The organism is Streptomyces sp. NPDC026246 (assembly GCF_055567995.1).
The window spans coordinates 121262-147219 of record NZ_JBVHPJ010000003.1; the positions used below are offsets into that span (position 1 = coordinate 121262).

A 25958-nucleotide genomic window follows, 5' to 3' on the forward strand; every position below is an offset into this window, starting at 1 on the left:
CACCTCACTTCACTCGAACGAGTGTCGGGGGGCGGGATCTCCGTTCGGGGGCGGGTCGTTCTACGAGGTGCGGGGGCAGAACTCGGCCGCGAGCATCGCGGGTTCGAGGGCGGGATCGGTCAACGCGTCCGTGTTCACGCGGAAGGTGAGGACACGCCGGCCGTCGACGGTGGCTGCGGTGCGCACGTAGCTGCCGGATATGCGCCCGTTGTGTCCCCACACCGTGAGGCCGCAGGGGAGTCTCTCGGGGAACAGGCCCATGCCGTACGCGCCATGTGAGGCACGGGTGTCGAGCATCTCGCGCAGCAGGCGCGGGGGCAGCAGCCGGCCGCCCAGCAGGGCCGCGTAGAAGCGGTCCAGGTCGGCGAGCGTCGTCACGATCTCACCCGCGGCTCCGGCCACCCGCGGATCGAGTCGGGTGACGTCGGCTCCGTCGGCCGCGTAGGCGCGGCCGTGCGGGACGGGCAGACGGGAGCGGGAGCCGGGGAAGGAGGTGCCGGTCAGGCGCAGCGGGGTGAGGATGCGGCGCTCGGCCTCGGCGGCGTACGAGCGGCCGGTGACCTGCTCGACGACCAGGCCGAGCAGGACGTAGTTGGTGTTGGAGTACGAGAAACGGCCGCGTGCGGCCGGAGGGTGGGTGAGTGCGATGCGTACGGCCTGACGGGGCGTGACGGGGACCGTTCCGCCGGTGTCCGCGGTGAAGTCGTACAGGCCGCTGGTGTGGGTGAGCAGGGAGCGCAGGGTCAGCGCGCGGCCGTCGTTGCCCGCTCCCCGCACCAGTCCGGGCAGGTGCTGCTCCACGGTGTCGGACAGCGACAGCCGGTGTTCGGCGGCCAGTTGCAGGACGACCGTGGCGACGAACGTCTTGGTGACACTGCCGGCGCGGAAGTGGTCCAAGCGGTCGATCCCGGTCCCGGCCCGGGCATAGCGGGTGGTACCGCCCTCCTGGGCGAGCAGGGCGGCGGCCGGTGCACCGCCCCGGGTCACCAGCAGGGGCAGGACCGAGTCCGTGGGCGTCGCCGGGAGGGCGGAGGAGTCGGCCGGGAGCAGCGCGAGGAGGGCCGCGGCCACCGGCAGGGCAGGCCAGGTCCGGATCGGCGGCATACGGACTCCTCACTGGTCGGTGGCCCATCATGCAAGGCGGCACGCCGGGCGCCGCACCCGGGTTCGCATCGGGGAGGGACCAGAGTCCGGAGCACTGAGCCCCTGGGGACGGGGCACTTGTCGGGTGAGGGACAATGGAGGCTCTGTCAGGGCGGGTTGTATGAGGGGACGCATGTCGGAGGCGGAGCGGGCGGGCACATCTCGTCAGGACACTCGTCAGGACAACAGGGAGCGTCTCCTCGCGGGGCGCTACCGGCTGGGCAAGGTGCTCGGCCGCGGCGGCATGGGCACCGTGTGGCGGGCCGAGGACGAAACCCTCGGCCGGACGGTCGCCGTCAAGGAACTGCGCTTCCCGACGAGCATCGACGAGGAGGAGAAACGGCGGCTGATCACCCGGACGCTGCGCGAGGCCAAGGCGATCGCGCGGATCCGGAACACCAGCGCCGTCACGGTCTACGACGTGGTCCAGGAGGACGACCGGCCCTGGATCGTCATGGAACTCGTCGAGGGCAAGTCGCTCGCCGAGGTCATCCGGGAGGACGGCCTCCTCGACCCGAAGCGCGCCGCGGAGGTCGGGCTCGCCGTCCTGGACGTGCTGCGCTCGGCGCACCGCGAGGGCATCCTGCACCGCGACGTGAAGCCGTCGAACGTGCTGATCTCCGAGGACGGCCGGGTCGTGCTCACCGACTTCGGCATCGCGCAGGTCGAGGGCGACCCGTCCATCACCTCGACCGGCATGCTCGTCGGCGCGCCCTCCTACATCTCCCCGGAGCGGGCCCGCGGGCACAAGCCCGGCCCGGCGGCCGACCTGTGGTCGCTCGGCGGACTGCTGTACGCGGCGGTCGAGGGCGCCCCGCCGTACGACAAGGGGTCGGCCATAGCGACCCTCACGGCCGTGATGACCGAGCCGCTGGAGGAGCCGAAGAACGCCGGCCCGCTCAGGGACGTCATCCACGGGCTGCTCACCAAGGACCCGGCCCAGCGGCTCGACGACGCCGGCGCGCGGGCGATGCTCAACTCCGTCCTGCGCGCGCCCGACAAGGCCGAGGCCGAGCCGGTGGACGCGACGAAGGTCGTGCCGCTGCCCGCCCAGCCCGACCGTTCCTCGCGCAAGGCGAGTGCGGCCGGAGCGGGGAGCAAGCGGGGCGAGGAGGCCGGGGAGCGGCTGCGCGGGGCGCTGCGGTCCGTGCGCAAGGCCGCGGCGGGACCGGCGGCCGCCGCCACCGCCAAGTCCGGGGAGACGGCCGTCTCCTCCTCGGCGTCGGACAGCGGTACCGGAGCGGCCCGGACCGGTGCCACGGGTTCCGGCGCGTCCCCGGCGAAGTCCGGCACGAAGGCCGAGGCCGGAGCCGACGAGCAGGGCGCGAAGCCGGCGTCCGGCGGCCGGAGTTCCGGCTGGCCCGTGATGCCGCCGCCGGACCTGCCGGCACGGCCCGCGCCGCCCCGGGCGTCGCTCACCGACGTGGTGCCGCGGCGCACCCTGGTGATCATCGCCGTGGTCGTGGCGCTGGCCGTGGTCGCGGCCGTGGTCGCGATCGTCCTCGGCGGCGACGACAAGGGCTCCGACGGTGCCTCGGGCGACCGCGGAGGCAAGCCCGCCGCCAGCGCGCCGGGCAGCGGCGACACCAAGGACGACGACAAGGGCGGCACCGGCACGGACGGTGAGCAGACCGGGCCCGCTTCCTCGGCACCCGCCTCCGGCGACTCGTCCGGTGACAGCTCCGGCGACTCTTCGGACGACTCCTCCGGCAAGGGCTCCGGCTCGGGCGGCTCCGCGGACAAGGGCAGCACGGCGGTCTCCGAGCACCAGGGCAACCAGGGGTACTCCATCGGCCTGCCCAAGGGCTGGAAGTACACCACGACGGGTGCCGCCGGAGACCGGTTCACCGGCCCCGACGGGCAGAAGCTGCTCATCGCCTGGACGTCCACGCCCAAGGGTGACCCGGTCGCGGACTGGCGCAACCAGGAGCGCTACATGCGGCGCGCCCAGTACGACAAGATCCGCATAGAAGAGGTGGACTACCGCGGCTGGAAGACGGCCGACTGGGAGTTCACCTACGCGGAGGGCGGTACGAAGTACCGGACGATCGACCGCGGTTTCGTGGTCGACGACCGGCAGGGGTACGCGCTGATGTACACGGCGAAGTCGGCCGACTGGGACGGCAAGCTGCGCAAGGACACCTGGCGGACGCTGACCACGAGCTTCGAACCCAAGTCCTGAGCATGGGCCGCCCGTGGTAGGGGGAGGCAGATCTGGCATCCCCACGCTGCGGGTTGCCCGCGGCACGTATCGTGAATGTTTGCGGACCGTGCGCAGCCGGAACGGACCGTGAGGCGAACGGATGTGACCGACCGGGCTGCCGGGGGAGGCAACGTGGACGACTACGCGGGCCGGGTGCTCGCCGACCGCTACCGCCTGCCTCTGCCGCCCTCCGACGAGTACGAACTCACCGAGACCCGGGCCTTCGACACCTACAGCGGGCAGGAAGTCCTGGTCCGGCAGGTGCCGTTGCCGGAGGTGGTCGAGGCGGAGGTCCTCGACGCGGAAGGGCTGCCCGACGGCTTCACCGCGCGTGACGGCGGGGTGCGGCGGTCCGGGGCGCGGGCGGGCACCCGCGGCGGCCGGCGGCCCGCGGACCCGGTGGTGCGGCGCGCGGTCGAGGCGGCCCAGGCGGCGGCGGCCATCCCCGACCACCCCCGGCTCGACCAGGTCTTCGACGTGTTCGCCGAGGGCGGTTCCCTGTGGGTCGTCAGCGAACTGGTGGAGGCGCGTCCGCTGGCCGCGCTGCTCGCCGAGAAGCCGCTGACGCCGTACCGGGCGGCCGAGGTGGCCTCCGACGTCCTCACGGCGCTGCGCGTGCTGCACGCGCACGGCTGGGTGCACCGGAACATCACCGCGCGCACGGTCCTGGTCTGCGACGACGGCCGGGTCATGCTGACCGGGCTGGCCGTGGGGGCGGCGGAGGAGGCGCTGTGCGGCTACGACCCGGTGCCGGAACCGGCCCTCGGGGAGCCCGGACAGCGCAGTGGCGGCACGGAAGGGCTCGACCAGGGACCGGGACCCGGCGGTTCCGGCCCGGCCCGGACCGGCGGCGCGGGCGACCCCGAGGCCGCGCGGCGGGCGGCCATCGAAGCCCGCGAGTCCCGTGGACTGCCCCCGGCCGGGAGCGAGGAGCCGGGCGGTGGCCCGGCCGTGCCCGCGCGCAGGGCGGAGCAGGACAGCGCCGACCCGAGGGCGGCACGCGCCGGGGCGATCGCGGCCTACCGGGCCGGTGCCCGGGCCGCGGCACGCGTCCAGGAGGCCCAGCAGGGCGAGCGGGCGGCCCTCCCCGGAGCCCGGCCGGCCCCCGACGAGGGGACGGCACCCTACGGCGGGGGACCGGCGCACGCGCCGTACATCCCCGGGCAGGGCACCGCCCCCGGGGCGTCGCCGGCCGGACGGATCGCCGACCCCTACGGTGTGGGCGGCAACCCCCGGGCCGGCACCGGCTGGCACGGCGCGACGCCCCGCGACGCGGCCGCACCGCACGGACGGGAGCAGGCCGCGCTGCCGCCCGCTCCCGGTGGCGCCGCCCAGAGCGGGCCGACCCGCTGGGACGACCTGGTCGCCGACACCCCGGCCCCCCGACGCGGTCCCGCCACGGCACTGGCCGCCGAGCGGGCGCGGCAGGCCCGGATGGCGGTGGTCGGGCCGGTGACGGAGCGCTGGGCGCCGGAGCAGGCCGGGCCCGTGCACGAGAACTGGCAACTGGCACCGCCGATCGGCCCGGCGACCGACCTGTGGGCGCTCGGCGCGCTGCTGTTCCGGGCCGTGCAGGGCCACGCGCCCTACCCGGAGGAATCGACGGCCGAGCTGGTGCAACTGGTGTGCGCGGAACCGCCCGCGTACGCCGAGGAGTGCGGGCCGCTGCGGCCCGTGGTGGAGTCGCTGCTGCGCCAGGACCCCACCGACCGGCTGGACTTCGAGGAGCTGCGGGGCTGGTTGCGCTCCCTGGTGCGTTCGGCGCCCGAGCCGGAGGCCGGTGTGCACGTCGTCCCGGCGCCGCCCGTCGACGCCGGCCGGCTGCCCGTCGTACGCCGCCGGGGCGAGCTGGTGCGCAGGCGGCGGGCCGGACTGCCCGCGCACCACGGGCGGCACAAGCGGGCCCGGACACAGACCCGGTCGCCGCACCGCCTCGGCCGCACGCTGCTCCTGCTGGTCCTCCTCGCGATGGCCGCGGCGATCGCCTACGCCATGCTCTTCATGCCCAAGTCGGACACCGGCCAGGAGCGGGGCGCGGACCGTACGGGGGCCGCCGGTGAGGCCGGGCGGGCTCCGGAGCCGGACGCGAGCAGCGAGCCCCGGCCCGACCAGACCTCGCCCGGCGAGAGCCCGTCGACGTCGACCGGCTCCAGCGAGACGCAGACGACCGGCCCCGGCGCCGGTGACGGCTTCACCCTGCGCAAGGACCCGGCCGGTTTCCAGGTCGCCGTCGCCAAGGGCTGGGACCGCACCCCGCGCAACGGCGACGGCCAGGTCCTGTACACCAAGGGCGACTTCCGGCTGCTCGTCGTGCCGGGCCGGGACAGCACCGCGGAGTACGGCAGCGATCCGATGGCGTACCAGCGGGAGCGCGAGCGCGAGTTGCAGCCCTACCGCGACTCCAGCTGGGCCACCTCCACCGGCTTGAAGCGGATCGACGTGGGCGGACGGACCATGGCCGAGGGGCAGTTCACCTGGACCGGCACCGACGGGGAGGAGCTGTACGTGCGCAACCTCGCGATGCTGGTCGACGGCCGGTACCACGTGGTCCAGGTGCGCGGGCCCGAGTCGGAGCGGGACGAGGTGACCCGGCTGTACGAGCGGGCGGCGGCGACGTACCGGGCGACGAAGTGACCCGCTGACGGGCCCGCCGCACGGGCACCTCAGATCTCAGCTGCCCCTGCCGTCACGGGAGTCCACACCGTCACAGTGCGGTCACCGTGGCACCCCGCTTGTTCCCCGGGGATGGGCCGGTCCTTACGCTGACCCTGTCAAGACCATTGCGGGGCAACGTGAATCAGATGCAGGGCCGGCTCGTCGCGGGCCGTTACCGGCTGGCCGACTCCATCGGCAGCGGCGGCATGGGCCGGGTATGGCGGGCGCATGACGAGGTGCTGCACCGGTCGGTGGCCGTCAAGGAACTGACGGCCGCCCTCTACGTCTCCGAGAGCGAGCAGGCGATCCTGCTGGCGCGTACCCGCGCCGAGGCCAGGGCGGCGGCCCGGATCAGCCACACCGCCGTCGTCACCGTGCACGACGTCCTGGAGCACGACGGGCGCCCCTGGATCGTGATGGAGCTGGTCGAGGGCCGCTCTCTGGCCGACGCGGTCAAGGAGGACGGCCGCGTCGAACCCCGCGAGGCGGCGCGCGTCGGCCTGTGGGTGCTGCGGGCCCTGCGCGCCGCGCACACCGCGGGTGTCCTGCACCGCGACGTCAAACCGGGCAACGTCCTCCTCGGCCGCGACGGACGCGTCCTGCTCACCGACTTCGGCATCGCCCAGATCGACGGCGACACGACGATCACCCGCACCGGCGAGGTCGTCGGTTCCGTCGACTACCTGGCGCCGGAGCGCGTGCGCGGACAGGACCCGGGGCCCGCCTCGGACCTGTGGGGGCTCGGCGCGACGCTCTACACGGCGGTCGAGGGCCGCTCGCCGTTCCGCCGGACGACCCCTCTGACAACGATGCAGGCCGTGGTCGAGGAGGAGGCCGCCGAACTCCGCCACGCCGGCCCGCTCGCCCCCGTCATCACCGCTCTGCTGCGCAAGGACCCGGCCGCCCGGCCCGGGCTGCCCGAGGCCGAGCAGATGCTCGCCGAGGCGGCGGAGGGGCGACGGCCGAGCGGGGCGCAGGCGTACGTGCCGACGCGCTACGGCGGGACGGGGACTCCGTACGGCCAGGCGCACGGCGGCTCGGGAGGCACGGGCGGTACGGGTGGTACGGGCGGTACCGGACCGGTGGGCGCGGGTCCGGGCGGCTCCGGTCCGGCCGGTGCCAGGTCCGGCGGCACCGGCTCCGCCCCGCGGCCCGGGGTCCCGCTGCCACCGCAGACCGGCACCGCGGCCGGCGGACCGCCGACGGGCGGTGCGCACACGGCGGGTACGCACACGGGCGGTGCGCACATGGCTGGCCCGCACACGGGCGGTGGCCACACGGGCGGTGCGCATAGGGCGGGCCGTCCCACAGCGGGCAGTCACCCGGCCGGCAGCCGCACGGTAAGTGTCGCGGGCACCGGCCCGGCGTCCGTCGGCCCGACCGCGCAGGCTCCCCAGCCGTCCGGGCCGCAGGCCTCCGGCCGTCCTGTGCCCGGCGGCCGGCGGCGGCGCCGGCTGCGCACGCTCGCCCTGGTCGTCGCGCTCGCGGCCATCATCGGCGGCGGTACCGCGGTCGTGCTCCAGCAGTGGGACCGGGGCCGCGGTACGACCGGCGCCTCCGGCTCGCAGGACACCGGCGGCACCTCCCGGCCCGGAGGATCCGTCCCGGACGGCTGGACGCGACACGACGACCCCGCCGGATTCAGCCTGTACCTGCCCGAGGGCTGGGAGCGCAGACCGTTCGGGACGCAGGGCGAGATCAAGCAGATCGACTACACGCCCGACGACGGACGGCACTTCGTCCGCATCGCCGTCGACCCGTCCCCGGACTTCGCCGACCCCCACGCGCACCAGCTCGACCTGGAGCAGCAGTTGCGGCGGCTGGTCGACTACCGGCGGGTCCGGCTGGAGCGCAACGTCTACCGCGACCGCGAAGGCGCCCTCTGGGAGTACACCTGGACCGCGCTGGCCAAGGACATCGAGTTCCCCGGCCCCCGCCGCGCCATCGAGGAGACGTACGTGGCCCGCGACGGCACGGAGTACGCCCTCTACATGTCCGCACCGGCGGCGGACTGGGCGACCGCGCGCAAGCAGTTCACCTCGGTCCTGCAGAGCTGGCAGGAGAAGACCGCCTGACGACGGGCGGGCGCCGGCCGGGGCCGTCTGTTTCGGCCACCCGCGTCCCGGCGCCCCGGAGCGGGTCCGTCCGGTGGGGCATGATGGCCGTATGGGGACCGAGGGGCACAACAGGCGTGTCATCGCGGGCCGTTACCGGCTCGAGGAGAAGCTCGGGCGCGGCGGCATGGGCGTGGTCTGGCGGGCGACCGACCAGTTGCTCGGCCGGGGCGTGGCGGTCAAGGAACTCCCCTACGACGACACCCTGTCCGCGGCGGAGGCCCGCCGCCAGCGGGACCGTACGCTGCGCGAGGCCCGGGCCGTCGCCCAGTTGAGCCACCCGCACATCATCGGCGTCCACGATGTCGTCGAGGACGCCGAACGGCCGTACATCGTCATGGAGTTGGTCGAGGGTGGCACGCTGGCGGACCGGCTCGCCGGGCAGGGCCCGGTCGACGCCGCCGAGGCCGCGCGCATCGGCGTGGAGCTGCTCGGCGCGCTGCGCGCCGCGCACGCGTCGGGGGTGCTGCACCGGGATCTCAAACCGGACAACGTCCTGCTGGAGTCCGGTACCGACCGGGTCGTCCTGACCGACTTCGGCATCGCGCAGGTCCAGGGCGCCCCGACGCTCACCGAGAACGGCTCGTTCGTCGGCTCGCCCGAGTACACCGCGCCCGAGCGGATGTCGGGGGTCAGGACGGGGCCGGAGTCGGACCTGTGGTCGCTGGGCGCCCTGCTGTGCACGGCGCTGAGCGGGGAGTCGCCGTTCCACCGGGACTCCCTCGGCGGTGTCCTGCACGCGGTGGTCGTCGGCGACATCCGCCCGCCCGCCGAGGCCGGACCGCTCCTGCCCGTCGTGCACGGCCTGCTGGAACGCGACCCGGACCGGCGGTTGGACGCGGACCGGGCGGAGCGGATGCTGCGGGCCTTCCTGACGACGGGACGCACCCCTCCCGCACCCCCGCCCGGGTACGCCCCGGTGCTGCGGGTCGTCCCGGGCGGCCGGCCGCCGGACCCGGCCGGACCGCCGCCCCCGCCGACGGCGGCCGGGCCGGGCGGCGAGCCGCGGGAGGAGCCGTTCCTGCGCCAGCCCGGGCGGCGGGTGCTCGTCGCCGCGGTGCTGGTCGCGGCGATGGCCGGGGCCGGGGTCTCCGCGGCGGCACTGCTGCGCAGTGACGGTGACGGGGACGGGGGCCCGGTGCCGACGAGTTCGGCGCCCCGCACCCCGACGACCGGGTCCGCCTCCCCGAGCAGCCACGCGCCCACCACCCCGTGACGGCCGGCCCGGCCGGCACCGGCGGGAACCGGAACGCGGGCCCGGGAGCCGCGCTCCGACGTCACGGGTCTGTGACCGGCTGCCGCCCATGGTGGATACGGGAGCGCCCGGCGCGATATGGATGGACCCATGAGCAACGACGGGGGAGCCCGCTCCGGGTCCGACGAGCCGACGAGTTTCGTTCTGCAACCGCCGAACCCGCAGGCGCCGGTACCGGGCAATCCGTACGCGTCACCCGCCCCGCAGCCCGCCCGGCCCGGACCGCCCCGGCAGCCCGCCGGCCCGGCGGAGGAACCCGGCACGGGACGGCTCATCGCCGGGCGATACCGGCTGCTCGGCAAGCTGGGCCACGGCGGTATGGGCACGGTGTGGCGGGCGCAGGACGAGACGGTGGAGCGGGAGGTCGCCGTCAAGGAACCGCGGGTCCCGGAGCACCTTCCCGAGCGCGAACGCGCCAACGCCTTCGAGCGGATGCGCCGCGAGGCCCGGGCCGCGGCCCGGCTCGACCACCCGGCCGTCGTGGACGTCCACGACGTCGCGGTGGTGGACGGCAGACCGTGGATCGTCATGGAGCTGGTGCGGGGCCGCTCGCTGGGTGACGCCCTGCAGGAGGGCACCCTGTCCGCGCGCGAGGCCGCCCGGATCGGCCTGGAGGTGCTGGGCGCCCTGGAGGCCGCGCACGCCGCGGGCATCCTGCACCGCGACGTGAAGCCGGACAACGTCCTGCTCGGCCGCCACGACCGGGTCGTGCTCACGGACTTCGGCATCGCCCGGATCGAGGGCGAGACCAGCCTGACGGACACCGGTGGGTTCGTGGGCTCGCCCGAGTACATCGCCCCGGAGCGGGTGCTGGGCCAGCGCCCGGGACCGGCCAGCGACCTGTGGTCGCTCGGCGTGGTGCTCTACGCGGCCACCGAGGGGGTCTCGCCGTTCCGCCGCAGCAACACCCCCGCCACCCTCCAGTCCGTCCTCAACGCCACGCCCGCGCCGCCCGCCTCGGCCACCGGCCCGCTCGCCGAGGCCATCGGAGGGCTGCTGCAGAAGGACCCGGCCCGCCGCCCGGACGCGGCACGGGTGCGGGCCCTGCTGACGGCGGCCGCCGAGCCGCCCGCCCCGCAGCCCACCCAGGCCCTGCGGATCACCGGACCGGCCGACGCGCGCCGGGGCGCCCGTATCGGCCGCAAGGGCTGGGCCGGCCTCGGCGCGGCGGTCGTCGCGGCGGCGGTCGCGGCGTACCTGGTGGTCGCCGACCCGTTCGCCGGGCCCCTGCCCGACGGCTGGGAGGTCCGCCAGGAGAAGGCGCTCGGGGTGGCGATGGCCGTCCCGGAGGGATACCAGCGGACCGTGCCCGACCAGGAAGCCGACGACGAGCACTGGGTGAGGTACACCGACTGGAGCGGCAGCGTCTGGATCACCCTCGCCCTCGAGAAGAAGGCGGAGGACACCAGCGGCACCATCGCGGGCTCCGCGGCCGCCGAGATGTACGACGACGACAGCAAGTTCAAGAAGAGCGGCGACTACGACCTGGACATGCCGGCGGACCCGAAGCGGACGAACCCGGTCACGACGACCTACCGGGGCAGGAAGGCGGCCGAGAACACCGTCGCCTACGTCACCGACGACACCCAGGACCCCCGCCCCCGCGAAGTGCGGATCTTCTACTACCGCACCACCGGCGGCGACCTGTACAAGCTCACCGCCGGCTACCCCGGCAAGGGCGACTTCACCGACCGGGGCAGAGAGGTGGCGAGCGAGGCGATCGAGAACCTGGACATCAACGGCACCTGATCCGGCGGCTGTTGGCCATCCCGTCGACCACCCCGCGTCGACAAGTCCCGGGCCCGCACGGTACTGATGGGGCATGAGCAACGACGGGGGCGGCACGGACGACGCCCGGGGCCGGCTGGTCGGCGGACGGTACCGGCTGGTCGAACGCATCGGCTCCGGCGCGACCGGCACCGTCTGGCGGGCCCACGACGAGCTCGTCCAGCGTGAAGTCGCCGTACGGCAGCCCTCGTTGCCCGGTGATCCCGAGGACGCCGGCCGTCGGCGTGCCGCCCACCGGCTGCACCGCGAGGCGCGGGCCGCCGCCCGCGTGGACCACCCGTCCGCCGTCACCATCCACGACGTGGTGGTCGAACCGGAGCGGCGGGACCAACCCCCGGGCCCCAAAGGCCCCGACGAGCTCGACGCCACCGAGATGCTCGACGGACTGCCGTGGATCGTCATGGAGTCGGTGCGGGGGGAGTCCCTGCACGAGCGGCTCCGCCGCGGCCCGGTCGAGCCGGAGGAAGCGGCCCGGATCGGTCTCGCCGTCCTCGGCGCGCTGCACGCCGCGCACAGCGTCGGCATCGTGCACCGGGACGTGAAACCGGCCAACGTCCTGCTCGGCGCGGACGGCCGGGTCGTCCTCACCGACTTCGGCATCGCCCAGCCGCACGTCGGGGAACACGCCGCCGGGGCCGGGGAGCCCGGCGCCCCACCGGAGTTCGTCGCCCCCGAGCGGATGTCCGGGCGCGGCGCCGGCCCCGCCTCCGACCTGTGGTCCCTGGGCGCCGTGCTGTACACCGCCGTCGAGGGCTCCGCCCCGTTCCGCCGCGGCACACCCGAGGCGACCCGCATCGCGGTCCTGGAGTCGAGGCCGCCCGCACCCGGGCGGGCCGGGCCGCTGGGGCCGCTCATATCCCGGTTGCTCAGCGCGGACCCCGACGAGCGGCCGGACGCGGAGGAGGCCGCCGCCGCACTGGCCCTCGTGGCAGGGCCGTCGGCCTCCGCGCAGCCGGCACCCGCGGACGGCGGGGCGGCCGACCACGCACCGGAGACGCCGGCCGTCACGGCGACGGAAGCACCGACGACCGAGGCGGCGGCCGCGGTCGCGGCACCGGGCCCGCCCGAGTCACCGAAACGTCCGGGTCTCCTCCGTCCCGCCCCCCTCGCCCTCCTGGGCGCGCTGCTCGCCGGCGGCATCGGGACGGCCACCCAGCTCACCGGCACCGGCAGTGCGGGCACCGGCAGCGCGGGCGCCGAAGTCGGCGCGAGCAGTGCGCAGGCCGCGGGGCGCGCCTCCCGTACCGCCCCCACCGCCGGCTGGACGCCGCACCACGAGCCGGACCTGGCGGCGGTGCTCCACCTGCCGGGCTCCTACCGCGCGCTGGCCCGCACCGGCAGCACGACCGACCAGCCCCGCACGGCCCTCTACGGCGACGAGCGGGGCGGCACCGTCCGCGTCCGGCTCCTCCGCTGGGACCGGGCACCCGGCTCCCCGAGGGACGAGGCCGGCGCGACCGAGATCGGCGGGGACGGCCAGGCGCACACCGAGTACACCCCGACCACCGTCCAGGGCCACGACGCCGTGCTCGCCGACACCGCCTACACCCGGGACGGGACGCCCCGGCGCGTGCTGCGGCTCCTGGTGCGCACCGCCGCCGACCGCCTGTACGAGCTGCGCGTCGACATGGCCCGGGGGACGGCGGAGGAGCCGGAGGGCGCCTCGGTGTTCGAGGGGGCCCGGGACCGTCTCGGGTTCGTAAAGGACTGAGAACGTTCCGCCGGTCACCGCCCATGCCCTGATCAGGGCGTTTGTTGCCAGCAGTCACTGGCATCGTGTGTGCAGTCGGTGAAGCCGTATTACCGACGGGTACCCAAAGGCCCCGCAGCGGCATACCCTGCGCCTCATGACGGACGCGCAGGCCGCAGAGAAGACGGCAGAGACCGGCACGGCTCAGGCCGGTACGAACCCCCTCGCCCCCGCTCCGGAGGGCGCCCGCACCGCCGCCGACGTGGTCACCCCCGAGCTGGTCGCCCAGCTCACCAAGGGCGTGGCCGGTTCGGGCCGGACGGCCAACCACACGCCGTTCACCGGCCGGAAGCTGGCCGACCTGCCCGAGTCGACGCCCGAGGACGTGGCGCGGGCCTTCGCGGCGGCCCGCACCGCGCAGGCCGTGTGGGCGCGGACCCCGGTGCGCCGGCGCGCCGCCGTCCTGCTCCGCTTCCACGACCTGGTGCTGGAGCGCCAGGCCGAGGTGCTCGACCTGATCCAGCTGGAGACGGGCAAGGCCCGGCTGCACGCCCATGAGGAGGTCCAGGCCGTCGCGGTCGCCGCCCGGCACTACGGCCGCAAGGCTCCCGCCTACCTCGGGCCCAAGCGGCACACCGGTGCCGTGCCGACCCTGACCAAGGTCACCGAACTGCGCCACCCGCGCGGGGTCGTCGGCCAGATCGCCCCCTGGAACTACCCGCTGGAACTGTCGGTCGGCGACGCGCTCCCGGCGTTCGCCGCGGGCAACGCGGTGGTCATGAAGCCGGACACCGAGACCTGCCTGACCGCCCTGTGGGCCCGTGACCTGCTGATCGAGGCCGGACTGCCCGCCGACGTCTTCCAGGTCGTCCTCGGGGACGGCCCGGTCGTCGGCCCCGAGGTCGTCCGGCACGCCGACTACGTCTCCTTCACCGGCTCCACCCGCACCGGCCGTGAGGTCGCCCAGGGCGCCGCCGCCCGGCTGGTCGGCGTCTCCCTCGAACTCGGCGGCAAGAACGCCATGCTGGTGCTGGAGGACGCCGACGTCGAGAAGGCCGCGGCCGGAGCCGTACGCGCCTGCTTCTCCTCGGCCGGCCAGCTCTGCATCTCCATCGAGCGGCTCTACGTGCACGAGTCGATCGCGGACGCCTTCCTGGAGCGCTTCGCCGCCCGAACCAAGGCCATGCGCCTGGGCACGTCACTGGCGTACGGGGCCGACATGGGGTCCCTGGTCGGCGAACGCCAGCTCGAGACCGTCACCCGGCACGTGGAGGAGGCCGTCGCCAAGGGCGCGAAGGTCCTCGCGGGCGGTGTGGCCCGCCCGGACATCGGCCCCTACTTCTTCGAGCCGACGATCCTCGACGGCGTCGCCACGGACATGTCCGTCTGCGCGGAGGAGACCTTCGGGCCGGTCGTCTCGGTCTACCGCTTCACGGACGAGGACGAGGCGATCGAGCGGGCCAACTCCACGGCGTACGGCCTGAACTCCTCGGTCTGGACGAAGAACGCCCGCCGCGGCCGGGAGGTCGCCGCCCGCCTGCGCACCGGCACGGTCAACATCAACGAGGGCTACGCGCCCGCCTACGGCAGCGTCCAGTCGCCCATGGGCGGCATGAAGGACTCGGGACTGGGCCGCCGCCACGGCTCCGAGGGCATCCTCAAGTACACCGAGGCCCAGACGGTCGCCCACCAGCGGGTGCTGCCCATGGCCCCCTCGCTCGGCATGGACGACGAGACCTACGCCCGGTTCATGAGCAGGAGCCTGCGCCTGATGAAGGCGTTCCGGTTCCGGTAGACGACGCTCGCTTCAGCCACTCGAAGGGGAGAGGCACGTGCCTCAGGACGCTTACGACTACGACGTCATCGTCGTGGGTTCCGGCTTCGGCGGCTCGGTGACCGCCCTGCGCCTCACGGAGAAGGGATACAAGGTCGGCGTCCTGGAGGCCGGCCGCCGCTTCACCCGCGAGACCCTGCCGAAGAACTCCTGGGACCTCAAGAACTACCTGTGGGCCCCCAAGCTCGGCCTGTACGGCATCCAGCGCATCCATCTGCTGGGCAACGTCATGGTCCTGGCGGGGGCGGGCGTCGGCGGCGGCTCCCTCAACTACGCCAACACCCTGTACGTCCCGCCGACGCCGTTCTTCGAGGACCCGCAGTGGCGTGACATCACCGACTGGCAGGACGAGCTGGCGCCGTACTACGACCAGGCCCGCCGGATGCTGGGGGTCCGCCTCAACCCGACCATGACACCGTCCGACGTGCACCTGAAGGCGGCGGCGGAGAAGATGGGCTGCGGCGACACCTTCCACCTCGCGCCGGTCGGCGTCTTCTTCGGCGACGGCGAGGACGCCGACGGCACGGTGAAGGCCAAGCCGGGCGAGGAGGTGCCCGACCCGTACTTCGGCGGGGCCGGCCCGTCCCGCAAGGCGTGCGCGGAGTGCGGCGAGTGCATGACCGGCTGCCGGCACGGCGCCAAGAACACCCTCAACGAGAACTACCTGCACCTCGCGGAGAAGGCCGGCGCGGTCGTCCACCCTCTGACGACGGTCGTGTCCGTGACCGACGACTCGCGGGGCGGCTACGCCGTCGCGACTCTGCCCACCGACGGCGGCCGCAAGGCGAAGGGCCGCACCTACACGGCCCGCAAGGTCGTCCTCGCCGCCGGTACCTACGGCACCCAGACCCTGCTGCACCGCATGAAGGCCGGCGGTCAGCTGCCCCGGCTGTCGGCCCGGCTGGGCGAGCTCACCCGCACCAACTCCGAGGCCCTGGTCGGCGCCCAGACCGACGACCGGCGCTACCGCAAGGCCCACGGCGCGCCCCGCGCCGACTTCACCCGCGGCGTCGCGATCACGTCCTCGATCCACCCGGACGCCAACACCCACATCGAACCGGTCCGCTACGGCAAGGGCTCCAACTCGATGGGCAGCCTGTCCATCCTCCAAGTGCCCTACGCCGGGCGGAACTCGGGCACCGCACGCGTGCTCGGCTTCGTCGCCCACGCGGCCCGGCACCCGTTGCTGACCCTGCGCTCGCTGTCCAACCGGCGCTGGTCGGAGCGGACCATCATCGGCCTGGTGATGCAGTCGCTGGACAACTCCCTGACGACGTACGTGAAACCGTCGGGGGTCGGCCGCGGGCTGCTCACCGCCCGGCAGGGCCACGGGTCGCCCAACCCCAAGCAGATCAAGGCCGCGACCGAGGGCGCCTCGGCGCTGGCCGCCGAGATCAACGGCTTCGCGGGCTCGAACGTCGGCGAGCTGATGGGCACCCCGCTCACGGCCCACTTCCTGGGCGGCTGCCCCATCGGCGACTCCCGGGAGACCGGCGTGATCGACCCCTACCACCGGCTGTACGGGCACCCCGGCATCTCGGTCGTCGACGGCGCCGCCGTCTCCGCCAACCTGGGCGTGAACCCGTCCCTCACCATCACCGCGCAGGCGGAGCGGGCGATGTCGTTCTGGCCCAACAAGGGCGAACCCGACCCGCGTCCCGAGCAGGGCGCGGCGTACACGCGGCTGCGGCCGGTCGAGCCCAAGTCCCCGGCGGTCCCGGCGGAGGCGTTCGGCGCGCTGCGGCTGCCGTTCCTCGGCATGCCGGCGGTGCCGCCCAAGAAGTAGCCGCCACCGGCGGGCCGAACGGCAACGGAAAAGGGACCTGCACCCCCCTCCGAGCGCAGGTCCCTCTTCCGTTCGCCGCGGCCTGAGGGCCGCTGTGGCTTACGCCTCCGCGCCGGCCTTGCGGCGACGGACCACGAAGATCGCACCGGCACCGGCGACGACCGCGGCACCGCCGACCAGGCTGATCATCGGCAGGGCGGAGCTGGAGCCGGTCTCGGCGAGGCTGCCGGTGACCTCCGGCGTGTTCCCGCTCGGCTTCTCGTCGGTGACGGGCGCCTTGCCGCCTTCCTGCGGCTTGGTGCCACCGGTGTCCGTACCGGCGGAGACGATCTGGAACCGGTACGACACGTCGCCGAAGCCGGTGCACTCGGCGTCGTCGTCACCGTAGATCGTCGCGCCGAGCGAGAAGCCGGCGCCGACCGGGGCGGACTTGCTGACGTTGAGGCGCAGCGGGATGTCGACCTCGTAGCCGGGCTTCAGCTCGTCGGTGTAGCCGACGTAACCGACCGCGAAGCCGCCCTCGTTCAGGTCGGTCCAGACCTTGCTGTCCGGGTCCCAGGCCTGCAGCCGGACCTGCTTGCTGGTGAACAGCTCCTCGCCGTTCTTGTCGGGGGAGGCCCCGGCGAAGAAGTCGAGGTCGTTCAGGGTGGAGTCGGAGTCGTTCAGCACGTTCAGCGAGAACTTGTGCCAGCCGCTGCCCGCGGCGATCTTGCCGGGCAGGCCGGAGATGCCGACGTCGACCTTGGTGTCCTCGCACACGGAGGGCTCGGGGTCGGGGGACTCCGACTCCTCCGGCGCGGAGGTGCTCGGAGCCGGGGAGGAAGCGCTCGCGGACGTGCTCGGCGAGCTGGACGTCTGCGGAGCGGAGGCGCTCGTGGACGTGCTCGGAGCCGGGGCCGTCTCGGCGGGCGTGGACTCGGTGGCCGACGGCGAGGCGGACGTCTCGGGAGCGGACTCGCTCACCGACGCGCTCGGCGTGGGCGTGGTTTCGTCGGACGCGTACGCGGCCGGTGCCGCGAGCAGTGCCACCGGGGCTATGACCGCCGTTGCGGCCGCTGCTGCCATGGCGCGGCGAAGCTTCATGAAGACCTCGGAGAGTCCGGCGTACCGCGGGCTGCGGTACGAACGTTGGGGGAGGCCTCCGCGTGTGGGGCGCGGGAGTGGCCCTTGGTTCGCCAGGTTTGATCCGTGGAACCTGTGAATGGTTGTGCGGGTACTCACACGATTTTTATGTGGGCTGTGTCACAGGCGGGGCTGTCTTGTGAAGGCGCTCGCCACCCGATTAGATCTTGAGTTCGTGTCTGAGAAGCCGTCCGACGACCGGTCGTCGGACTCGGAGATCCCCGACGACGTCTGGGAGCAGTTCGCCCGCGACACCGAGCGGGACATCCGGTCCTCCGCCCCGAAGGAGCCGTCCGCGCGGGCGCGCAGGGTGACCGAGAGGCTGCGCGAGCAGGACGCCCGGGGTGAGGTGCCTCCCGGATGGCGCACCGATCCGGCCCGGCTGGAGAGGAGCGCACGGGCGGGCCGGCGCCGCAAGCTGTGGGCGATCGTCGGGGTGCCCGTCGCCGCGGCCGTGGTGCTGGTGGCCCTCAAGCCCTCGCTGCTGCCCGGCGACCCCTTCGGCACCGGGGACCCGCCGGCCGCCGAGGCCGCGCCGCTGCCCGCGGAGACGGCGGCGCCGACCGCCGCCCCCGGGGCGGCCGGCGCGGAACGGCCCACCCTGGACGAGCCGTTCGCCGGTTCCCCCGCGCTGCGCTGGGCGGACGGCGAGGCGGGCATCGTGCTGCCCGAGGCGAAGGCCGTGGGCGCGGTCTCGAAGGCCCGCGTGGAACGGGCTCTGAAGCTGACCAGGAAGCTGCTGGTCGCCACCAACCTCGACCCGAGGACGGTCGGCGGTGCACGCCCCGAGGCGGCCTTCGCCGTCCTCGACCCCAAGCAGCCGAAGCTGTTCGACGACCTGAACACCGCCCTGCGCTCCCCTAGCGCCGAGGACGACCCGGTGACCCTGTTCAGCCGCTTCGACCCCGACGAGGTGCGGACGGTGGGCGATGTGATCAAGACGCGCGGCCGCATGACGACCGGGAAGGGCACGCACGGGGGAGTGGCCGTGCACGCCGACTACACCTTCGTCTACCCGCTCGTCCGGGCGGACGGGCGTACCGAGGTCGCCCGCACCATCGTGCGCCGCGTCCTCGACGTCGAACTCGCCGACCCGGCCCACTACCGGGTCACGCCCGGCCGGCTGCTGCTCGTGAAGTACGACCAGGAGATAGGAAACTCCTCCTGCGACGTCCACGACGGCTACCTGCACCCGGGTTTCCCGTCGAGCACCTCCGCGGACCCGGCCCCGAGCGGTCCCGAGGTCGACCCGTACGACCGGAGCCGGCCGCTCGACGACGGCAGCGCCTGCGGGACGGTGACCCGCACCTGAGGCCGCCCCGGCCGGGCCGGGACAGGGCGAAGGGCCCCGCGGTGTGGAGCCGCGGGGCCCTTCCTCTCGTCAGCACCGGCGTAGGGCAGCGCCGGTGCCCGCAAGCGGCGCCGGGGGGTAGCGCCGCCGGTCTCGACCCGGGCTTGTGCGGTGGTGCAAGGTCCGTCGGCCGGCCCCGGGCGTCCCCGGAGCCGGCCGTTCTCTTGGGTGACCGGGCTGCTGTCCCCTGCCGTCCGGTCACTTCCCTGGAGCGAGGTCCCACGACGCACGGCACGATCCGTGCGTCTCATCGCCCCAGTGAGCCACGCGTGGTTCTTTCGGGCCCGCGTCTGGCTGGCGCGGACACCGGGACCAACGACGCCGGGCGGTAGCCGGTCACGCGCCGGACGGGTGAGAGCGATGCGTACGTCTGTCCCCGGAACGCCGGTTCAGATCTTGCCGCGGCACAGTTCCAGCAGCGTCATCGCCAGGGCCGTGCCCGGCTTGCCCAGCGCCTGGCGGTAGTGGCCGAGGACCTCCATCTCGCGGGAGAGGTTCACCCGGCGGCCGCCGGAGGAGATCCGCGCCTCCTGGATGACGGCGGAGACCGCCACCCGTTCCTGGATCAGGCCGATGATCCGGTCGTCGAGCGCGTCGATGCGCTCACGGGCGCCGGTGAGCACGTCGGCGGCCTCGGTGGTGCGGGCGCCGGTCACGTCGGTGACGGTCATGGAAGGGCTCCTCGTCGTCGGGGGCCGCCCCGGGGCGACAGGGCCCGGACGACGACAGGCGCCCCGGGCCTTGTCGGCCCGGGGCGCCTGGGAAGTCGCTTGTCAGTTGCTCAAGCAGCACGACCATGGCAGCCGGTGGGCCGGATGCCATAGGTAAAGCGGAAGGTCGGGTGCGTGAGCATGGGGCCAGTATGCCCGTGGGCCCGGCGGTGGCCAAACGGGTTCGCATGGTGAGACGGCGGGCCGCGAGCCGGGACGGGTCCGCGTGCGGGACACCGCCCGCGAGCACCTCGGTAGACTCGGGGGCACAAGACCCCCGCCCCACCGCCGGAAGGCACCTCGTGTCATCAGCGTCTCCCGCTGCCAGCGCCGCCGACACCGTCCTGGTCGTCGACTTCGGCGCGCAGTACGCCCAGCTCATCGCCCGTCGCGTCCGCGAGGCGCGGGTCTACAGCGAGATCGTGCCGAGCACCATGCCGGTCCAGGAGATCCTCGCCAAGAACCCCGCGGCGATCATCCTCTCCGGCGGCCCCTCGTCGGTCTACGAGGAGGGTGCTCCGCGACTCGACAGCGCGCTCTTCGAGGCCGGCGTCCCCGTCTTCGGCATGTGCTACGGCTTCCAGCTGATGGCGCAGACCCTCGGCGGCACCGTCGACAACACCGGCGCCCGCGAGTACGGCCGCACCGATCTGCACGTGGCCAAGGCGTCCTCCACCCTCTTCGAGGGCACCCCCGGCGAGCAGGCCGTGTGGATGTCGCACGGCGACGCCTGCTCCGCCGCCCCCGAGGGCTTCTCCGTCACGGCCTCCACGGACGTCGTGCCCGTGGCCGCCTTCGAGAACGACGAGAAGAAGCTCTACGGCGTCCAGTACCACCCCGAGGTGATGCACTCCACGCACGGGCAGCAGGTGCTGGAGCACTTCCTCTACCGGGGCGCGGGCCTGACCCCGTCCTGGACCACGGGCAACGTGATCGAGGAGCAGGTCGCCGCGATCCGCGAGCAGGTCGGCGACAAGCGCGCCATCTGCGGCCTGTCCGGCGGCGTGGACTCCGCGGTCGCCGCGGCCCTCGTGCAGAAGGCCATCGGCTCCCAGCTGACCTGCGTGTACGTCGACCACGGCCTGATGCGCAAGGGCGAGACCGAGCAGGTCGAGAAGGACTTCGTCGCCGCGACCGGCGTGCAGCTGAAGGTCGTGGACGCCGAGGAGCGGTTCCTCAAGGCGCTCGCCGGGGTGTCCGACCCCGAGGAGAAGCGGAAGATCATCGGCCGCGAGTTCATCCGGGTCTTCGAGCAGGCGCAGCTGGAGATCCTCCAGGAGGAGGGTCCCGAGGTCGCCTTCCTCGTGCAGGGCACCCTCTACCCGGACATCGTCGAGTCCGGCGGCGGCACCGGCACGGCCAACATCAAGTCCCACCACAACGTGGGCGGCCTCCCCGACGACATCGAGTTCGAGCTCGTCGAGCCGCTGCGCCAGCTGTTCAAGGACGAGGTCCGCATGGTCGGCCAGGAGCTCGGCCTGCCGGAGGAGATCGTCCAGCGCCAGCCGTTCCCCGGCCCCGGCCTCGGCATCCGCATCGTCGGGGAGGTCACCAAGGAGCGCCTGGACCTGCTGCGCGAGGCCGACGCCATCGCCCGTGAGGAGCTGACGGCGGCCGGCCTCGACCGGGACATCTGGCAGTGCCCGGTGGTCCTGCTCGCGGACGTCCGCAGCGTCGGCGTCCAGGGTGACGGCCGCACCTACGGTCACCCGATCGTGCTGCGTCCCGTCTCCTCCGAGGACGCCATGACGGCCGACTGGTCGCGTCTGCCGTACGAGGTCCTCGCGAAGATCTCCACCCGCATCACCAACGAGGTGCGCGACGTCAACCGCGTCGTGCTCGACGTGACGTCGAAGCCGCCGGGCACCATCGAGTGGGAGTGACCTCCGGGTGACTCCTACCTGCGCCTGACGGTGCGCAGGGGCTCGCCGGGCTTCCAGGTCCGGACGACCAGGTACGTGTCGTCCTCGACGCAGGTGCGCACGACCTCCGTCAGCTCGGTACGGAAGAGGTGGAACGGCTCCGGCGGTTCCACCTCTTCGACGTATCCGGCCTTCGCCTCCCCCTCGCCGACCTCGACCGCCCGCCCGCCGATCCGCACGTCGCCGCCGCCCATGCCCGTGCCCTCGCCCGGGTTGGCCTGAAGTGCGAAGCGCGGGTCGCGGCGCAGGTCGAGGGCCTTCAGCGAGCCCGGCATCATGCCGAGCCAGAGCTCGCCGTGCAGGAAGCGGACCTCCAGGCCGCTGGTGCGCGGTGATCCGTCCTTGCGCAAGGTCGCGAGGACGTGATGGGTGTGGGCGGCGAAGCGCTCCTCGACCGTGCGGGCGAGGCCCGGCTCGGCGGCGGCGAAGGCGGCCCAGTTCGCCGGGTTCGTGCGGATCGGCTGCGGAGTACGGCTCATGACCCCGAGTGTGCCGCCGAAACCCGACATCTTCTGTCCGGTTACGCCGCGTGCGGCGCCGGGCGCACGAATCCTTCCCGCCCGGCCGCGTCCCGCACGGACGTGCAGCCGGCCGCCACCAGCCGCCCGGCCAGCTTCGCGCGCCGGGACGTGTTGATCCGCAGCGCGCCGAGCAGGAACGCCGGGGTCAGCACGGCGAGCGGCAGGAGGACGGCGTACTTGCCGGTCAGCACGGCCAGCAGCCCGAACAGCGCCGGCCCCGCCCACGCCATGGCCAGCAGCTGCCTGCGGTTGGCGGCGGCGCCGGCCGCGTCGTACCGGATCAGTGTGGTGACCAGGTCGACGTCCGCCTGCGCCTCGGGGACCGGGGTGAGCGTGCCGAGGTACATGCCCGGCGCCGGGCGTCCGGGGCCCGGGTCGGGGAAGGCCGCCCGGCAGGCCGCCGCGCGCTGCTGTGCCTCGGGACCGGTGTCCCGGACCAGCTGGATGTGCGCCATCCTCTGCTTGCCGGCCAGGCGGACGCCGGCGTACCGGAAGCCGTAGCACTCCGCGATGTACGCGAGCGCGCCGAACGTCGGCCACTCGGCGAAGGGATGGACCAGTTCGAACCGGTCCTGGGTCGCGATCTGCCGCATGAGGGCCGCGATGTGGCGGTCGGCGAGGCTCAAGGTCACTCCTGGCTGAAAAGCATTGCTGCACTGCTGATTCCGCACACCAGACCCCTCAGGCGCCCCGAGGGTTGCCTTCCGGGTCTTTACGGAACAGAGCTGTCGCCCGGGACCGGCCGACGGTAACTTCGCGCCCCGTGAACCAACGCAGTGCTGGAGGACACATGCACGGGACGCCCGGGTCCACCCCGCCCCGGCCGGTGCCCACGGACCGGCTCCGGTTCTCGATGCCGCCGATGCACGCATCGGTCGAGGACGAACGCCGGCACCGCAAGGAACGCCTCGCGGGCGCCCTGCGGCTCTTCGGTCGGCTGGGCTTCGAGGACGGTGTCTCCGGGCACATCACCGCACGCGATCCGGAGTACAGCGACTGCTTCTGGGTCAACCCGTTCGGCATGCCCTTCGGGCACGTCACCGTCGGCGACCTGGTGCTGGCCAACGCGGACGGCCAGGTCGTGGAGGGCCGCTACCACGTCAACCAGGCCGCGTTCACCGTGCACGCCCAGGTGCACGCGGCCCGCCCCGACGTGGTCGCCGTCGCCCACTGCCACTCGGTGCACGGCCGGGCGCTCGCGGCCCTCGGCGAACTCCTGGAACCGATCACCCAGGAGAGCTGCGCCTTCTACGAGGACCACACCCTGTACGACTCCTACACGGGCGTCGCCGTCGACGCCGAGGAGGGCCGCCGGATCGCGGCCGCGCTCGGCTCCCGCAAGGCGCTCGTGCTGCGCAACCACGGACTGCTGACCGTCGGCGACTCGGTGGACGCGGCGGCCTGGTGGTTCGTGTCGATGGAACGCTCCTGCCAGGTGCAGCTGACCGCACAGGCGGCCGGGCGATTGGTGCGCATCGACCACCGGATGGCGGTGGCCACCAGGGAACAGCTCGGCGGCGACCTGGTCGCATGGATCAACTACCAGCCGATGTGGCGCGACATCAGCCGCAGCGAACCGGACCTGCTGGACCGGGACGCCCCGTGACAGCCGCACCCGGAGTTTGCGGCCTCCGGGTCAACACGGCGCGCCGGATTTCACCCGTGTGACCGCACGGATCCGCGCCGACCGGGTGGTGTAGTGCACAATTCGTCGTCGTCGCAGGGCAGTTGCACAGCGGTGTTTCCGGGGTCCGGAAGGCCGGCGGTGGCGGGATCGCGGGAAGGCGGGCGTCGGGCGTGGCGGTGCAAGGGGCGAGGCAGGGCGGCCCGGACACGGGCGGGTACGCGGCTGCGTACGCCGGTTCTCACGGAGCCGGATCTCACGGGGCCGGTTCTCACGGAGCCGGATCTCACGGAACCGGTGCTCCGGACGGGGCCGGGACCGGCCACGCGGGCGGGTGCGCCTGCGGGGACTGCCCGCACGGCGCGCGCGAGGGGCATCGGCGGGCCGTCGCCGCGTTCCTCGCCGCGCGCGACGAGTTCGCGGCCGGGCGCGGACTGCCCGCCGCGGTCGCCCACTCGGCGTCGGCCACGCGGCAGTGGGTCTCCGAGGAACTCGCGCAGTCGGCCGAGCTGGTGGCCGAGCGGGGACGGGCCGAGGGGCAGGCGTGGCTGACGGGCCTGTGGCGCCGGACGGCCGCCGTGGTGGCAGCCGCCGTCGTGGCGCTGCTGCTCGCACAGACCCTGACGGCGGTCGGCGCGGGCTGGACGCCGGCCCGCACGGCCGGGCTCGCCGCCGCGCTGGTGGTGGCCGCGGCGCTGACGGCCGCGTCGTGGTTCCACCGGGCCAGGGGCGGTGTCCTCGCCCCCGTCATCGGCGAGGACAACCGGCTCTCCACCTCCCGCACCGTCGCCGCCGTGTGGGTGCTGTTCGTGGCCTACGCGGTGCTCTTGCTCGCCGGGCGCCTGGCCGCGGCCTCCCGGCACACGGAGCGGGACGCGCTGCTCGCCGGGCTGGATCTGGCCCGGGGCGCCGGGGTCGTGACCGTCCTCGCCGTGGTCTGCGGGGTCGCCGTGCTGGTGCGGCGCGTGGTCGGGCTGCGGGTGCTGGGGCAGCGGCTGCAGAAGGTGCGCGCCGAGCGGCCGCGCGCGGCCGACCTGCTGACCGACGACGCGGGCCGGGGCGCCTTCACCGACCTGCAGTACGTGGTGATCAGCGCGGTCGCCCTCGCCTTCGCGGCGGTGCGGCTGGCCAGGCGGCCCGACCAGCTGCCCGACCTGCCGTGGGGCCTGGCGGTGGTGGTGCTGGTGTCGGCGGCGACGTATCTGGCCGGGAAGTACGCGGAGGGCGGCCGACCGGTCGTCCTCTCCGTGGTCCGGGCCCGGGAAGCGGGTGACCTGGACGGCCCGATCCGCACGGGCGACGACATCGAGATCCGGGGCGCCGGATTCGTGCCGCCCGGGGCGCAGGGCGCCGACCGGCTGGCGCGGATGGTCGTGCGGGTGGGCGCCGTGCACGTCCACGTCCCCCTGGTGCCGGTGCCCGGCGGCTTCCGCAACCCGACCGACACACGGCTGACCGTGCCGGTCCCGGCGGAGGTCGAACCGGGCCGGGTGGAGGTGCAGGTCGTCACGGCGGCGGGCGTGGAGACGAACCGGTACGCCATCGACGTGACGGAGTGACGGCCCCCGGGGCGATGACGTCACGGGTTCCGGGGCCGGCCGGGCCGCGGAAAAGACCGCTCGGGGTTGAACCCGGCCGGGTCGTCGTACGTATGGTTCGTCGAGGGGACTCGGCACCGGGCGGGGTGAGAGGCGGCCAGCAGCCATGACGCACGGCATGAGAACCGACACGCACCACGGCCCGCACTTCGGCGACGGAGGAGGCCGGCGGGAGACCGCCGCCCGCTACGCCCTGCTGCCCCTGCGCGTCTTCCTCGGCGTCACCTTCATCTACGCCGGCCTGGACAAACTCACCGACAGCGCCTTCATGCAGGACTCGGGCGCCGGGTCGATCGGCGACATGATGCGGGCGGTGCGCGACTCCGCCGCCATCCCCGCCCTCGTCGACCTCTCCCTCAAGAGCCCGGCCGGCTTCGGCTACGCGATCGCCCTCGGGGAGCTGGCCGTCGGCATCGGCACCCTGCTGGGCCTGTTCGCCCGGCTCGCCGCACTCGGCGGCGCGCTGATCTCCCTCAGCCTGTGGCTCACCGTCAGCTGGGCCTCCGACCCGTACTACTACGGCAACGACCTGGTCTACCTCATGGCCTGGATCCCCCTGGTGCTGGCGGGGGCGCCCCAGCTGTCCCTGGACGCCGCCCTGCGGGCGAGGCGACGGCAGCGCGGCGGGGGATACCGCTAGCG

Annotated in this window: 17 protein-coding genes and 1 pseudogene; 13 read left to right on the forward strand and 5 right to left on the reverse strand. The window is 74.1% G+C overall.

The features are described 5' to 3' along the window. Positions 1 to 60 precede the first annotated feature (60 nt). Complete coding sequence (locus tag ACZ4M5_RS08760; protein ID WP_467734458.1) at positions 61 to 1104, reverse strand: serine hydrolase domain-containing protein; 1044 nt, start codon at positions 1102 to 1104, stop codon at positions 61 to 63. A gap of 172 nt (positions 1105 to 1276) precedes the next feature. Between ACZ4M5_RS08760 and ACZ4M5_RS08765 the strand changes: the two genes are divergently transcribed. The 8 genes from ACZ4M5_RS08765 to ACZ4M5_RS08800 all read left to right on the forward strand — a co-directional run bounded on the left by ACZ4M5_RS08765 (position 1277) and on the right by ACZ4M5_RS08800 (position 16468). Beyond that, positions 1277 to 3325, forward strand: a complete 2049-nt coding sequence (locus ACZ4M5_RS08765; RefSeq protein ID WP_467734460.1) for a serine/threonine-protein kinase — start codon at positions 1277 to 1279, stop codon at positions 3323 to 3325. 153 nt (positions 3326 to 3478) lie between these two features. Next, positions 3479 to 5980 (forward strand): protein kinase, encoded by a 2502-nt coding sequence (locus tag ACZ4M5_RS08770; protein WP_467734462.1) that lies wholly within the window; start codon positions 3479 to 3481, stop codon positions 5978 to 5980. 167 nt (positions 5981 to 6147) lie between these two features. Further along, the gene (locus ACZ4M5_RS08775; protein ID WP_467735531.1) at positions 6148 to 8076 is read left to right on the forward strand and encodes a serine/threonine-protein kinase; all 1929 of its coding nucleotides are present in this window, start codon (positions 6148 to 6150) and stop codon (positions 8074 to 8076) included. A gap of 91 nt (positions 8077 to 8167) precedes the next feature. Then, the gene (locus ACZ4M5_RS08780; protein ID WP_467734464.1) at positions 8168 to 9331 is read left to right on the forward strand and encodes a serine/threonine-protein kinase; all 1164 of its coding nucleotides are present in this window, start codon (positions 8168 to 8170) and stop codon (positions 9329 to 9331) included. Between the two features lie 129 nt (positions 9332 to 9460). Further along, the gene (locus tag ACZ4M5_RS08785; RefSeq protein ID WP_467734466.1) at positions 9461 to 11119 is read left to right on the forward strand and encodes a serine/threonine-protein kinase; all 1659 of its coding nucleotides are present in this window, start codon (positions 9461 to 9463) and stop codon (positions 11117 to 11119) included. Positions 11120 to 11192: 73 nt separating this feature from the next. Further along, positions 11193 to 12869, forward strand: a complete 1677-nt coding sequence (locus ACZ4M5_RS08790; protein WP_467734468.1) for a serine/threonine-protein kinase — start codon at positions 11193 to 11195, stop codon at positions 12867 to 12869. A 136-nt stretch (positions 12870 to 13005) separates the two neighbouring features. Then, the gene (locus ACZ4M5_RS08795) at positions 13006 to 14643 is read left to right on the forward strand and encodes a succinic semialdehyde dehydrogenase (protein ID WP_467734470.1); all 1638 of its coding nucleotides are present in this window, start codon (positions 13006 to 13008) and stop codon (positions 14641 to 14643) included. 37 nt (positions 14644 to 14680) lie between these two features. After that, complete coding sequence (locus tag ACZ4M5_RS08800) at positions 14681 to 16468, forward strand: GMC family oxidoreductase N-terminal domain-containing protein (RefSeq protein WP_467734472.1); 1788 nt, start codon at positions 14681 to 14683, stop codon at positions 16466 to 16468. 99 nt (positions 16469 to 16567) lie between these two features. Here the strand turns inward: ACZ4M5_RS08800 and ACZ4M5_RS08805 are convergent, their stop codons facing one another. Then, positions 16568 to 17551 carry an LAETG motif-containing sortase-dependent surface protein gene (locus tag ACZ4M5_RS08805; protein WP_467734474.1) on the reverse strand — a complete coding sequence of 328 codons (984 nt, stop codon included), beginning with the start codon at positions 17549 to 17551 and terminating at the stop codon, positions 16568 to 16570. 214 nt (positions 17552 to 17765) lie between these two features. Here ACZ4M5_RS08805 and ACZ4M5_RS08810 point away from each other — a divergent pair, with 214 nt between their 5' ends. Then, positions 17766 to 18902, forward strand: coding sequence for a hypothetical protein (locus tag ACZ4M5_RS08810; RefSeq protein WP_467734476.1), 1137 nt, complete (start codon positions 17766 to 17768; stop codon positions 18900 to 18902). 428 nt (positions 18903 to 19330) lie between these two features. Here the strand turns inward: ACZ4M5_RS08810 and ACZ4M5_RS08815 are convergent. Further along, positions 19331 to 19621: pseudogene (locus ACZ4M5_RS08815) on the reverse strand (chorismate mutase); the annotation flags it as partial. A 332-nt stretch (positions 19622 to 19953) separates the two neighbouring features. Here ACZ4M5_RS08815 and guaA point away from each other — a divergent pair. After that, on the forward strand, positions 19954 to 21534 hold the full coding sequence (guaA, locus tag ACZ4M5_RS08820; protein WP_467734478.1) for a glutamine-hydrolyzing GMP synthase: 1581 nt from the start codon (positions 19954 to 19956) through the stop codon (positions 21532 to 21534). A 14-nt stretch (positions 21535 to 21548) separates the two neighbouring features. On the opposite strand, the gene ACZ4M5_RS08825 is transcribed toward guaA, so the two are convergent. After that, positions 21549 to 22052: a pyridoxamine 5'-phosphate oxidase family protein gene (locus tag ACZ4M5_RS08825; protein ID WP_467734480.1), complete on the reverse strand. Its 504-nt coding sequence runs from the start codon at positions 22050 to 22052 to the stop codon at positions 21549 to 21551. Between the two features lie 41 nt (positions 22053 to 22093). After that, positions 22094 to 22720, reverse strand: a complete 627-nt coding sequence (locus tag ACZ4M5_RS08830) for a hypothetical protein (protein WP_467734482.1) — start codon at positions 22718 to 22720, stop codon at positions 22094 to 22096. A 164-nt stretch (positions 22721 to 22884) separates the two neighbouring features. Between ACZ4M5_RS08830 and ACZ4M5_RS08835 the strand changes: the two genes are divergently transcribed. The 3 genes from ACZ4M5_RS08835 to ACZ4M5_RS08845 all read left to right on the forward strand — a co-directional run bounded on the left by ACZ4M5_RS08835 (position 22885) and on the right by ACZ4M5_RS08845 (position 25956). Continuing rightward, positions 22885 to 23700, forward strand: coding sequence for a class II aldolase/adducin family protein (locus tag ACZ4M5_RS08835; protein WP_467734484.1), 816 nt, complete (start codon positions 22885 to 22887; stop codon positions 23698 to 23700). Between the two features lie 167 nt (positions 23701 to 23867). Continuing rightward, a complete protein-coding gene (locus ACZ4M5_RS08840; protein WP_467735533.1) occupies positions 23868 to 25277 on the forward strand; it encodes a hypothetical protein in 1410 nt (469 codons plus the stop codon). Between the two features lie 145 nt (positions 25278 to 25422). Continuing rightward, positions 25423 to 25956: a DoxX family protein gene (locus ACZ4M5_RS08845; protein ID WP_467734486.1), complete on the forward strand. Its 534-nt coding sequence runs from the start codon at positions 25423 to 25425 to the stop codon at positions 25954 to 25956. The last annotated feature ends 2 nt before the right edge of the window (positions 25957 to 25958 follow it).

What these genes read in the sequence shown, in the direction of transcription:
- ACZ4M5_RS08825 (WP_467734480.1), bottom strand. Translation starts at nt 22,052, where the DNA reads ATGAGCCGTACTCCGCAGCCGATCCGCACGAACCCGGCGAACTGGGCC.
- ACZ4M5_RS08835 (WP_467734484.1), top strand. Translation starts at nt 22,885, where the DNA reads ATGCACGGGACGCCCGGGTCCACCCCGCCCCGGCCGGTGCCCACGGAC.
- ACZ4M5_RS08775 (WP_467735531.1), top strand. Translation starts at nt 6,148, where the DNA reads ATGCAGGGCCGGCTCGTCGCGGGCCGTTACCGGCTGGCCGACTCCATC.
- ACZ4M5_RS08805 (WP_467734474.1), bottom strand. Translation starts at nt 17,551, where the DNA reads ATGAAGCTTCGCCGCGCCATGGCAGCAGCGGCCGCAACGGCGGTCATA.
- ACZ4M5_RS08785 (WP_467734466.1), top strand. Translation starts at nt 9,461, where the DNA reads ATGAGCAACGACGGGGGAGCCCGCTCCGGGTCCGACGAGCCGACGAGT.
- ACZ4M5_RS08765 (WP_467734460.1), top strand. Translation starts at nt 1,277, where the DNA reads ATGTCGGAGGCGGAGCGGGCGGGCACATCTCGTCAGGACACTCGTCAG.
- ACZ4M5_RS08790 (WP_467734468.1), top strand. Translation starts at nt 11,193, where the DNA reads ATGAGCAACGACGGGGGCGGCACGGACGACGCCCGGGGCCGGCTGGTC.
- ACZ4M5_RS08795 (WP_467734470.1), top strand. Translation starts at nt 13,006, where the DNA reads ATGACGGACGCGCAGGCCGCAGAGAAGACGGCAGAGACCGGCACGGCT.
- ACZ4M5_RS08780 (WP_467734464.1), top strand. Translation starts at nt 8,168, where the DNA reads ATGGGGACCGAGGGGCACAACAGGCGTGTCATCGCGGGCCGTTACCGG.
- ACZ4M5_RS08845 (WP_467734486.1), top strand. Translation starts at nt 25,423, where the DNA reads ATGACGCACGGCATGAGAACCGACACGCACCACGGCCCGCACTTCGGC.
- ACZ4M5_RS08760 (WP_467734458.1), bottom strand. Translation starts at nt 1,104, where the DNA reads ATGCCGCCGATCCGGACCTGGCCTGCCCTGCCGGTGGCCGCGGCCCTC.